This is a genomic window from Arcicella rosea, from assembly GCF_040543805.1.
Classification (GTDB): Bacteria; Bacteroidota; Bacteroidia; order Cytophagales; family Spirosomataceae; genus Arcicella; species Arcicella rosea.
The window spans coordinates 48,654-61,214 of the sequence record NZ_JBEUMS010000019.1 but is presented as its reverse complement, the minus strand read 5'-3'; the positions used below and the strand labels follow the sequence as shown (position 1 = coordinate 61,214).

The following is a 12,561-nucleotide window of genomic DNA, read 5'->3' as shown; positions in this document are numbered from 1 at the left end:
GAATTAGGGTTTATTATAACAGAATTAGGGTTTTCTATAACTTTTTTAGGGATTAACTATAACAGAATTAGGGTTTTCTATAACAGAATTAGGGCTAACTATAACAGATTTAGGTATATTTACAGGATATAATTTAATATTGCGCATGAAAAAAAAGGATAACGGTAAAGATGGATCACAATCAGTTAAATTGATAAGAAAATCTAACAATCTTGTAGAAGGCAAATATCGATTTGATATTTGGGAAATGCGTGTTTTCACTAAAATGCTAACCCTTATCTTACCTAATGATGAGGATTTTAAAGAATATAGAATTTATTTAAAAGATGTAATAGAAGATTTTAACTTAACGACTGATAAACAGGCCTATAATTTATTGAAAGGTGGCGCAGTTAAGTTGATGAAAAAGGAAATTAAAATCGTAAGGGATACAGATGAAGGGGAGAAAGAGTTTTTGACGCACATTGCTGTGGGTTTAGATAGCTTTACAAGTAAAAGTCAGGGGAGTTATATAGATATTTCGTTTCATCCCAAGATGAAACCTTTTCTTTTGCAATTGCAAACGCAATTCTTGATGTATGATGTGCGCAATATTTTACAGTTACAAAGCTCTTTCTCTGTACGTATTTACGAATTATTAAAACAATATGAACGTATTGGAAAACGAACATTTACGCTTACGGAATTAAAAGATACATTGGCTGTGGCTGACAAGTACCCGTTGTATGCCAATTTCAAACAAAGGGTTATTCTAAAAGCACAAGAAGATTTAGAGAGTTACACAGACATTAAGTTTACATTTGAAGAAGATAAAAGGGGGAAAGCTGTCCATTCTATTGTCTTTTTTATTTTTTCTAACAAAACCGTTGTAGATGAACGAAAACTTCCTGAAAATGTAGAAGAAATAGTGCCAGTAGCTAATCAACAAGAACAAGAAGAGATAACATCAAAAGAAATACATAGTTTGATAGAACATTTTCAAGGGGTTAATATTAAAACTGTGAATGAGTGGTTAGAAAAATATCCACCTAAATATGTTATAGAAAGAATAGAAACCCTCAAGAAGTATCAAAAGGAGGGGAGGGTTATTAAAAATCCAATGGGTTATTTACAAAAATTAATGCTTCAGGATGTTCTTTTTATTCCTCAAAAGCAAGAAACTAAAAGTCCAAAAACTGATACGAAGCAACAAGAAAACATAAAAGTAATAATTAAGAGAAAAGAAAAAGAACTAGAAAGTTTGAGAATTGATTACTATGAAAATCAGAATAGATTAGTATCAGAATTTTTCATCAAAAATCCTGATATTCAAGAAAAAATCATAGAAGGATTAACCTTTGGGGCTGAATATAACAAGCAACTTAGTCTTGAAGCTAATTTAGCTAGGGCTTCATTTGTCGCAGTATTAAATACAAAAGTAAGAGAATTGTATCCAACCATATTTAAAGAGCTTGATGAGCCATTTGTGAGACAAGAGAATAGCCTGAAACAAGAACTTAGAACTTTAGGGTGGATAGGGTAGAGGTTTAAATTTTCAATAAATTCTTTTTTTTCTATTATAATAAAAAATATCAACACCTCAATCAATTTTAATATCTGATTAGTATGGAATTACAAGAATATCAAACGCTTTTAAATCAAATAAAGTCAACCATTCATCAAGCTCAAGTACGAGCGACTTTAGCCGTAAATTCCGAAGGGATTATACTTTATTGGCAAATTGGAAAAATGATAGCCAAAAAGCAAGCTAATGAAGGATGGTCTGCTAAAGTGATTCCTAGATTGGCCGCAGATCTAAAAAATGAATTTTCAGAACAAAAAGGTTACTCTGAGCGAAATTTGAGTAGAATGCTCACTTTTTTTAACGAATATCCTGATATGGCAATTTTGCCACAAGCTGTGGCAAAATTGCCATGGGGGCATAATATATTGCTTATACAGAAAATAAAAGATACTGATACTCGGCTTTGGTATGCACAACAGTGTCTTGAAAATGGATGGGGACGTGAAACGCTTGATTGGCAAATTAAGAATCAGTTACATTTACGCCAAAATAAAGCCATTAGCAATTTTGTAACGACATTGCCTCATCCACAATCTGACTTGGCACAACAAACACTCAAAGATCCATATCTCTTTGATTTCCTGACGCTTGACACACAGTATAGAGAAAAAGACATTGAAAATCAATTAATTAAACACGTAAGTAAGTTCTTGTTGGAATTAGGAAAAGGATTTGCTTTTATGGGACAACAATATCATTTGACCATTGCCGATAATGATTATTACCTTGATCTACTGTTTTATCATACACGTCTTAGATGCTACGTGGTTATTGAACTGAAAAACACCAAGTTTAAGCCAGAATATGCTGGAAAGTTAAATTTCTACCTCTCAGCTGTGGATAGTCTGGTGAAGATGCCTGATGATAACCCAACTATCGGCTTATTGCTTTGTAAAGAAAAAAACAATCTAGAAGTCGAATTTTCACTTAGGGATATGTCAAAACCCATAGGAGTAAGTGAGTATATTGTTACACCTGATTTACCAGATAATCTAAAAAGTAGTTTGCCAACTATTGAAGAAATAGAAGAACAATTGAAAGAAAATGACAATAATTAGTTGATTTATTGATTGATTAGATAAAACTGAAATTAAAATGTTACATAACATAAATTTATTCAAATACAGACTCTTGAGCCTAAATTTATGGGCTTAATAAAGCTTTTTATAATATTTTTTAGCTATAATACAAGCTCATAACATTGGCAAACACATGTAAATGACCTTGTTGATTCATAAGATAAAACTTTATATAATAATAACCGAGATGATATAATATTGGACTTGAAAGGAAAAATAATTTACATCTTGATGAATACAATACGTTTATCACCCAAATAGAAAAAGACAAGCAATATCAGTATATTTTTAAGCAGTCCGATAATTTTAAGAATAATCTGTATTAGTTTTTGATTTGCTATTCTATTAGTGATAGTCTTCATTGTAAAGAGAACCATCACTAATATGTAGTAGTAAAAACTCTCCAATAAAACACGCAAAGCAAGGTTTATTTCATTGCTTAATTGAATTTTTCAACAACTCATCTAAACTTACTCCGAATACTTGACTTAGCCTTTGAGCTTCAAATACGTCAGGAAGGCTTTGGTCACTTTCCCATGCTGATATTTTACTTTGTGAAGGAATGTTAATTAAATCAGCTAAAGCTGCTTGAGAAAGGCGATTTTTCAGACGTAGATTTCTGATAGTTTTTCCTAGGTTTGACATGATTTTAATTGTAAAAGTATAAGTGAATGAAGAATTATTAATTTAAAATAAAAATATCACGGCTGAATGAATTTTACAAGTAAAACCCATGTTTTTTTAAAATATCTAAAAGCAGATGGAAACTATCTGAATTCAGATTGGAGAGTAGGAAGATGTTCAGCAAATTTGTTTATCAAAAATAAAGAATATGATAGCTCTGAACCAACTTTTCAATACGACGAATCAACGACCAGTTGAAGTGATAAATTTATTAATAGAGCATTTACAAGTAACAGTTACTAATACATCTGTTAGAGAGCAATTACAAATACATCCAGATTATCCAAGTCTATTAAGCCTTAGCGACACTTTGGATGTTTGGAATATTCAAAATGCGGCATTGAAGCTTCAACCAGAACAGTTTAAAGAGTTAGAAGCACCTTTTGTCGCCCATCTTTATAGTAATGACGGAGAATTTGTACTTGTAACATCGCTTGACAAAGAGAATGTAAATTTTACTGATGGTGTTTTTAAACAATATCAAATAGCTTACCACGATTTTTACCGTTTGTGGTCTGGCATTGTGCTTGTCGCAGAAGCGACAGAACAATCTGGTGAAAAGGACTATCAGCATAAGCGTAAACAAGAACAATTGGTTTCACTAAGAATACCTACTTTTATTTTACTTTTTTCAAGTATTGTATTTTTAAGTATTCTGCAAAAAGCATTTACTGATTGGCGAGAATATCTATTTATTGCAAATCAACTTTTCGGCTTTATAATATGCGTTTTACTTTTTACAGTGCAGTGGGGATTTGGTAATGCCTTGGTAAATAATTTTTGTCAAATAGGCAAAACAGGGAATTGCAACAACATCCTAAATTCCTCTGCTTCAAAATTATTTGGTTGGCTAAGTTGGTCAGAAGTAGGGCTTTTATATTTTTCTGGAAGTTTTTTAGCCATTTTGATGCTTCCAGTTAATCATTGGGTTTTATTGGAAATACTGAATATCCTTGCTTTGCCTTACACGCTTTGGTCAGTATATTATCAAGCAAAAGTAGCTAAATCTTGGTGTATTTTATGCCTCATGGTTCAAGCCTTACTTTGGATAGAGTTTATCATAAATTATCCAATATCGTTTAATGAGGTACTTGGAATCAATGAAATTATGGTTACTATACAAGCATTTAGCATTCCAACAGCAATATGGCTTTTTATAAAGCCATTAATCATTCGAGCAAAAAAACTTAATAAAACACAAAAAGATTTACAGAGATTTAAAAATAATCCTTCGTTGTTTCAAGCTTTACTTGGTAATCAGAAAGAGGTTAATGCACCAGATACTAGAGGAATTCAAACCATTCAATTAGGGAATCCAATCGCTAATAATACAATATTAATGGTAAGTAATCCATTTTGTAAACCCTGTGCTAAAGCACACAACGATTTAGAAGAAATATTGAGGGATAATTCTCATATCAAAGCTGAGATAATTTTTCTTACTTGTGTAGATACCGAAGGAAAACGATTGGATATAGCCCAATACTTGCTGGCATTACAAGCTTCTTCCAATGAAATAGAAAGTGCCTTAACAGATTGGTATAAAGAAGGCATAAATAATATTGAATCATGGAAAAATAAGTATCCAATAACTGAGGTTGAGCCACAATATTTTATTGAAATGGCGAAAGCACATTGTGATTGGTGCAGTTTTGCTAATATTACCGCCACACCTACTTTTTTCGTCAATGGTTTTGAGAAACCATCTATTTATGAGTTACCAGATTTGGTACATTTGCTTTCAAGCGTGCCAGAAGTAATAACTCCCCAACCATAGGATTTGCAAATCAGATATATATTTAACTCTTAACAAAAATTAAACATGAGAAATTTAGAAAGATTTTCAGGAAATGTTATTTCAAAAAGTGAGATGATGATGGTTAATGGTGGTGGAACTTGTAAGGTTCAAACAGTAAGCGGGAGAGCTGTTGGAGGCTATTCAAGGTCAGAAGCAGAAACTTTGGCAGGTCAATGGGGTACACATTGGTGTTGTGATAATTGCTTTTCTGCATCTTGGACATAGAAAATTCTTGTTCTGACTTTTAACAATTACGCTTATAGGCAGTTAGTGGTAAATGAACCCCTAGCTGCTTATTTGATTATCGAACAAATCTTAATCAAATAAAAAATGAGGTACAATTTTATTGTTTCAAAGATAATTTTACTTATTATAATAAGTAGCACTCTATCAGATTGCAGTCATATTAAAAATAACGATGAAATCTTGGTGATTTTTAAAGGATATCCTCAAAATGATACTCCCTTTGTTTTTGGTAGTGGACAAACGATTACTGATGATTCTCCCAGAGTTTCATATTATGATTCTAAGATGTCAGTTTATATTCCTATAAGTACGGAAAAAAAGATAGATACTATAAGGCTTAAGCCTATTTCAGATTATATTGTTGTTACCCATAGATTCAATACAATTACTAAAAATGATTATTTGCTTAAAAAAGGAGATATAGCAATTTTTGAATATAGAGGTGATCGTCGTCCATCACTAAAGATATTAAATCGAACTGTGCTAAAATATGATGCACAGTATGATAGTCTTTTAAAAAAAAGGTTTCACAGTGAAATTATTTCACCTATTGATAGGTACTATGAACCATTATTTTCTCTTAACATTTCAAAACTTCCCCATAAAGATTTAGGGAAAGAACTTAGGGAGGAAGTGGTAAAAATTAAAAAGATAAATATGAAGTTATCTTTAGCATTACTAAATAATGAAATCCCTTTCTTAGATTCCTTATTCTCAAAAAATTTACTCTCAAAAGAGGTCTTTGAATATTACAAAAATAGAAACTTCTTTATAAGTCAAACACTGGCAATTGTCGATAATAGAATGCAAGTAAATGATTTTGAGAAAAATATAACTTCAATCACTCAAGAAATCAAAAGGAACCCTAATTACAAGTCCTTTTTAGAAAGTGGTTTTGATACTTTTTGGTTGAGTAAAACAACACAAAGAGACTTTAAAGATGGCGTAAATAAAGATTATAAAGAAGCATATCAAATGATAAAAGGGATTTCATTTTTAAACGAGGATGATAAAAATTATTTACTTGCTCGTGAAGTGAATCGTATCGCCAAATCTTTCCCCAATAAAGAATTTTTAGCATATTTCTCTCTTTTTGAAAAAGATGTTACTGACACAACTTATGTCAACTACATTAGAAATAAGTACGTTTTAAAGTTTAATGATAAAAAAAGTGAGAGTAATTCTTTGGTCTTGATGTCATCAGATAAAAAACAATTAAGTTTTGATGACTTAAAAAAACGCCACGCTGGAAAATTGATTTACGTGGATTTTTGGGCAAGTTGGTGTGCTCCTTGTCGCAAGGCTTTACCTGCTTCTATCAAAATGAAAGATAAAAATAAGGAAGTTGTTTTTGTTTATTTATCTATGGATAGTACCATTGAGCCTTGGCAAAAAGCGATGAATGCCGAGGGTTTAAGTAGCTATGCCGAAAGCTATTTGGTCATCAATACAGAGACTTCAAATTTTCTGAAAAAGCAAAATGTAAGTGCAATACCAAGGTATATGATTTTCGATAAAAAAGGAGTTTTAGCCTTCGCCAATGCCCCAAGTGCTGAGAGTAAGGAATTGGTGGCTACGTTTGAGAAGTTGTTGAAGTAAATCCTTTAACAGGAACAAAAATTTTATTTCTAAAAATACACTTAATTTATATCTATGCCCAACTTCCCCTTCTACCAACAACTCGACCAAATGGACTGCGGACCTACTTGTTTACGCATGATAGCTAAACATTATGGGCTTAGTCTTAATATCCAAAGGCTTAGAGATGCTTCGGGCTTTAGCAGAGAGGGTGTTTCGTTATTGGGTATTGCAGAGGCGGCTGAAAGCGTGAGTTTTAGAACTGTTGCTGTAAAAGTTACTATTGATAAATTAATCAAAGATGCTCCTTTTCCTTGTATTATCCACTGGCAACAAAATCACTTTGTGGTTTTGGTAGAAGTACAAAAGAATGCTGTTTTGTTGGCTGACCCAGGCAAAGGTTTACGCAAAATATCTAAAGATGATTTTTGCGAGTATTGGGCTACTACGCAAGAAGATGGTCTGCCTATTGGAGTAGCGTTGTTATTAGAACCAACCCCTGCTTTCTATGAACAAGAAGACGACAAAAAACAAAGCTTAGATTTTAGTTATCTTCTCAAGTACCTTTGGTCATATAAAAAACTATTGGTACAATTAGCCATTGGTTTGTTAGTAGGCAGTGGCTTGCAATTGGTTTTTCCCTTCCTAACACAGTCTATCGTAGATGTTGGTATTCAAACACGTAATCTAAACTTTATCTATGTCATGCTGGCGGCACAATTGATGCTTTTTGCCAGTAGAACCGTCGTAGAGTTTATTCGTTCATGGATATTACTGCATATTAGTATTCGTATTAATCTTTCAATTCTTTCCGATTTTCTGATAAAACTGATGAAGTTGCCCATGTCATTTTTTGATACAAAAATGTTTGGCGACATCATGCAACGTATTGGCGACCATAGCCGTATTGAGCAGTTTATGACAGGGCAAACACTCAATACGCTTTTTTCAATGGTCAACCTGGTTATTTTTGGTTGTGTGTTAGCTTTGTATAGTTTACCTATCTTTTCAATCTTTATGATTGGGTCGGTTCTGTACGCCTGTTGGGTCGTACTTTTTTTGAAAGAAAGACGCAAATTAGATTTCAAAATGTTTGATGTGGCTGCCAAAAATCAAGGCTCATTGGTGCAATTGATTCAAGGAATGCAAGAAATAAAATTAGCCAATGCCGAACACCTAAAACGCTGGGAATGGGAGCGTATTCAAACCAGAATGTTTCAATTTCAAACAGAAGGATTGGCTCTAAACCAATACCAACAAGCAGGAGCGTTTTTCTTAAATGAAGGAAAAAATATATTAATCACTTTTTTCTCAGCCAAAGCCGTGGTTGATGGTCAACTAACTTTAGGGACAATGCTAGCAATCCAATATATTATCGGGCAACTGAATTCACCGATAGAATCATTAATCCAATTTGTACAAGCTGCCCAAAGTGCTAAAATTAGCTTAGAACGATTGAATGAAATCCATGAATTGGAAGAAGAAGAGAAAAAAGAAACGTTAGCGTATAAAAATGTGGGAGAAAAAGGAGCAAGTATTAGCCTAAAGAATATCAGCTTTACTTACCCAGGAGCAGGGAATGAACCTGTTTTAAAAAATATTAATTTAGAAATTCCCCAAGGAAAGATAACGGCTATTGTTGGTATGAGTGGCAGTGGTAAAACGACCCTACTGAAATTATTATTAAAATTCTATGACATAAAAGGAGAAATAAAAATCGGCAATGCACCATTCGATAGTTTTAGAGCTAGAGATTGGCGAAGTAAATGTGGGGTTGTTATGCAAGAAGGCTTTATTTTTTCCGACTCTGTTGCTCGTAATATCGCTTTGGGTGACGAACAACCCAACCTTGAAAAACTATACCATGCTTGCGAAGTGGCTAATATTTTACCCTTTATCGAAAGTTTACCTTTGGGCTTTAATACAAAAATAGGTTCGGAAGGAAATGGAATAAGTCAGGGACAAAAACAACGCTTACTCATTGCTAGAGCTGTCTATAAAGATCCAGAATATTTGTTTTTTGATGAGGCTACCAATGCACTTGATGCCAATAATGAAAAGAAGATTTTAGAAAATCTTAATGAGTTCTTTCATGGAAGAACAGTTATCGTTGTTGCACACCGTTTGAGTACTGTTAAAAATGCAGACCAAATTGTAGTGCTTCACAATGGCGAAATAACAGAAATTGGTACACACGAGAGTTTGACCATAAAACGAGGGGAGTATTTCAACTTAGTAAAAAATCAATTGGAACTAGGAAATTAACAGTAGCACAGGTTGAAAACCTGTACTACGGAATTTATGGAAATAAATATTAAAGACAAAGAGCCTCCAATAGTCTATTTGAACGGGTCACAACCGAAGATAGTAGATTTGCCAAAACCAAAATTGGAACTTCGGTCGGAAGAAGTCAATGAAATTTTGAGTAAACGACCCGCTTCGATTATTCGATATGGTTTAACAATAATCGCTTTGTTGGGCATATTGGGTTTGGTAGCTTCATGGTACATTAAATATCCTGAAATCATCAAAGGAAATGTGATGATTACGACTGAAATTCCACCGTTGAAAGTGATTCCCAAAGTCTCAGGGCGATTACAAAGATTGTTGGTGAAACCTAATCAATTGGTAAAACAAGGAGATTTTATTGCTGAAATAGAAAATACTACTCGTCTTGAAAACTTACCCATTCTTCAAACACTCTCTCAACAGCTAAAGATGTATTTACAAAATACGTCTTTAAAAGTAGTTTTTCCTTCGAACACCTTCACCTTTGGTGATTTACAAGTAGAGTATAATACTCTGCTGAAAAATTACCAAGAATCGGAAAGACTTTTGGGAGATGCGATTTATGTGCAACGTAAGAATATCTTGATACAGCAAATTTCAGATTATAAAAAGTTAGTCCTTATTAACCAACGTCAAGTTGAAATAAACAAAGAAGAGTTTAGCAATGTAGAGATTAAATATGTGGCAGATAAAAAGCTTTATCAAGATAAAGTATATGGTAAATTAGAGTTTCTTGCTTTTGAAAATACTTTTTTACAAAAAAAGAAAGATAATGAAAATTATGCTAAAGTATTAGTTGAGAATAGTTTAACACTTTCAGAAAGACAAAAGCAGTTAGTAGAGTTAGATTTTGAATATCTTCAAAAAACTAGAACCTACAGGGACAATATTCAACAGTCAATTCAGAATATAGACAATCTTCTAGCTAATTGGCAGCAAAATTATGTTATCACTGCTCCTTCGCAAGGCTCTTTAAGTTTTTTAAAGAACCTTACAGAAAACCAAATGATTCGTGCTGGTGATACCTTATTTGCTGTTTTGCCTCAAAAGGGTGGAGTTGTAGCTTTTGCTAATGTTTCAGCACAAAATTTTGGGAAAGTAAAAGTTGGACAACAAGTAATTATTAAATTGGTTAATTATCCTTTTGAAGAATATGGAAGTTTATCTGGCAATATTCATGAAATAGAATCCACCCCGATGGGCAATCAATACAGAATAAAGATTAAGTTACCTAAAGGGCTAAAAACGAACTATGATAAAACTCTACCTTTTAGAACAGAAATGGAAGGGTCTCTGGAAATTATTACTGAAGACTTGAGATTGTTAGAACGAACTTTTTACGGACTTCGGAAAATACTTAATCAGCACTAAATCTAATGCAAAACATAAACAAATCATACTCTAGTGTAACTCCCAATCACCACTTTCCGATGTCTCAAATACTTATAAAGTGTCATTTTAGAAACTCCGATTTCTAAGGCAATTTGGTTTACACCCATTTTGCCTTCTTTGTAATAGGTTTCGGCTAATATTGCTTTCTGTTCAGCTTCCTTAGTCATTCCTTGGCGACGACCACCTTTTCTTCCTCTGGCACGAGCTGCTTCTAAGCCAGCCTTTGTTCTTTCTCTGATTAAGTCTCTTTCAAATTCTGCAAAGCAAGCAGAGATATTAAAAAACAAACGCCCTTGTGGAGTAGTCGTATCAATAGCATCGCTGATACTTTGAATTCCAACTTGTTTATCGTTAAGGAAAGCTACTACTTCTAACAAATGTTTTAAAGACCTTCCCAATCTATCCAATTTATAAACCACTACTATATCGCCTTTACGAATTTGGCCTAGCATTTTGGTAAGTTCAATTCTATCTGTTTTTGCACCCGAAGCCGTTTCGGTAAAAATAATTTCGCAACCAGCTTTTGTCAAAGCATCAGTTTGCATTTCGAGGTTTTGATCTTTGGTACTAACTCTAGCGTATCCTATCTTCATTTGTATATAGTTATTCATGTATGAGTAAAGATATTTATACTTTGAATAATATACAAGTATTTTATACAATTTGGAGTGGCTTTTGAGGGTTTTAGATTATTTCTTCAATAAATTTATTGAAGAGTAATATTGTATAATTAAACGCACGTTTGATTGGACTAAAGAATGTAGATGACTGGTATTTAGGAAAGTTACTTCATGCAATAATTGAATAAGATTAAGAATTAGAAGATTTGAATTGAGAGACTATAATGATTTTGAAAACTAGCTAAGTCGTGCGATGGACAAACACAACTATTATATTTAATATATGATGTTAAAAACACATAATAAGTACTGATGATTAGAGCACTTTATATTAAAATACCCTTGGTTACTAACCAATAAAAACTTCTTTAGTATAATACAATTCACGTTAATTCTTCTTTAAAATATCAAAGAAATTGGTTTCTATTTTCAGCCAAAACTAACAAATATTTAATATTTTGGCTGAAAATTAATTTATTGTTAGCCGATATATATTTTCCTCTTTATTTAGAGATGCTGAAAACATGAATTAATCTTTAAAACACCTTTTGAAAAGGGTGGGGCTTTGAACAGAGATGAATTAGTAAAAAATACAAATATTGCCTCTGGCGGCACAATGACCAAAATTTTAAATAGTGGGTTTATTGCTAAGCTACCTAAGTTTGGATTAAAATTGGCTAACTAGGTTTATTGTATTTCAGATTTTTATACACTTTTCTATTTTCGATTTATTGATAAATCAGGTAAATATGAGCCCAACATTTGGTTGAATAAAATTGATAATCCAGCTTTTAGAACATGGTCTGGACTTGCTTTTGAGCAAGTTTGTTTTGCACATATTCCACAGATTAAAAGAGCATTGAATATTGGAGGGGAGGAGTAGCCAGCGAAACATACTCTTGGCGAACGAAAGGAGAGGGGGAAACGAAAGGTAGTCAAATAGATTTAGTAATTAATCGAAGAGATCAAGTGATAAACCTTTTCGAGATAAAGTTTTCAATCAATGAATTTGTAATTACGAAAGAGTATGATGCAAAATTGCGACAAAAAATCCAATCTTTTAAAGAAGTAACAGCTACCCCAAAATCCATTTTTCTTACATGTTGACTACTTTTGGTATAAAACCTAATGAGTATTCAAGTTCGAGTATCCAAAATGGATTAACGATGGATGATCTGTTTGAATGATATTTGCAAAACTTATGACCAATAACAGTGTGGTGATGGAATGGTGGAAATAAACCATTAATAATAATTTATATAGCTTAAAGTGTTTTATTTGTATATATAAGTATTATTTATTTTATTTATT

9 protein-coding genes are annotated in these 12,561 nt (G+C 32.6%); 7 read left to right on the top strand and 2 right to left on the bottom strand.

The genetic code is table 11. From position 1 onward, the window contains the following. Positions 1-145 precede the first annotated feature (145 nt). Positions 146-1,522: a replication initiation protein gene (locus tag ABID42_RS20995; protein ID WP_367285338.1), complete on the top strand. Its 1,377-nt coding sequence runs from the start codon at positions 146-148 to the stop codon at positions 1,520-1,522. 83 nt (positions 1,523-1,605) lie between these two features. Further along, on the top strand, positions 1,606-2,622 hold the full coding sequence (locus ABID42_RS20990; protein ID WP_367285337.1) for a PDDEXK nuclease domain-containing protein: 1,017 nt from the start codon (positions 1,606-1,608) through the stop codon (positions 2,620-2,622). A gap of 453 nt (positions 2,623-3,075) precedes the next feature. Here ABID42_RS20990 and ABID42_RS20985 read toward each other — a convergent pair whose 3' ends face one another. Next, positions 3,076-3,288, bottom strand: a complete 213-nt coding sequence (locus ABID42_RS20985; RefSeq protein WP_367285336.1) for a helix-turn-helix domain-containing protein — start codon at positions 3,286-3,288, stop codon at positions 3,076-3,078. A gap of 187 nt (positions 3,289-3,475) precedes the next feature. Between ABID42_RS20985 and ABID42_RS20980 the strand changes: the two genes are divergently transcribed. From ABID42_RS20980 to ABID42_RS20960, 5 genes are all read left to right on the top strand, one after another. Beyond that, the gene (locus ABID42_RS20980; RefSeq protein WP_367285335.1) at positions 3,476-5,104 is read left to right on the top strand and encodes a vitamin K epoxide reductase family protein; all 1,629 of its coding nucleotides are present in this window, start codon (positions 3,476-3,478) and stop codon (positions 5,102-5,104) included. 45 nt (positions 5,105-5,149) lie between these two features. Then, positions 5,150-5,350: a hypothetical protein gene (locus tag ABID42_RS20975; RefSeq protein ID WP_367285334.1), complete on the top strand. Its 201-nt coding sequence runs from the start codon at positions 5,150-5,152 to the stop codon at positions 5,348-5,350. Between the two features lie 105 nt (positions 5,351-5,455). Continuing rightward, entirely contained in the window at positions 5,456-6,970 is a 1,515-nt protein-coding gene (locus ABID42_RS20970; protein WP_367285333.1) for a TlpA family protein disulfide reductase, read from the top strand. A 54-nt stretch (positions 6,971-7,024) separates the two neighbouring features. Continuing rightward, the gene (locus ABID42_RS20965; RefSeq protein ID WP_367285332.1) at positions 7,025-9,214 is read left to right on the top strand and encodes a peptidase domain-containing ABC transporter; all 2,190 of its coding nucleotides are present in this window, start codon (positions 7,025-7,027) and stop codon (positions 9,212-9,214) included. 36 nt (positions 9,215-9,250) lie between these two features. Continuing rightward, positions 9,251-10,609, top strand: coding sequence for an HlyD family secretion protein (locus ABID42_RS20960; RefSeq protein ID WP_367285331.1), 1,359 nt, complete (start codon positions 9,251-9,253; stop codon positions 10,607-10,609). A gap of 23 nt (positions 10,610-10,632) precedes the next feature. Here ABID42_RS20960 and ABID42_RS20955 read toward each other — a convergent pair whose 3' ends face one another. Beyond that, the gene (locus tag ABID42_RS20955) at positions 10,633-11,223 is read right to left on the bottom strand and encodes a recombinase family protein (RefSeq protein ID WP_367285330.1); all 591 of its coding nucleotides are present in this window, start codon (positions 11,221-11,223) and stop codon (positions 10,633-10,635) included. Between the last annotated feature and the right edge of the window lie 1,338 nt (positions 11,224-12,561).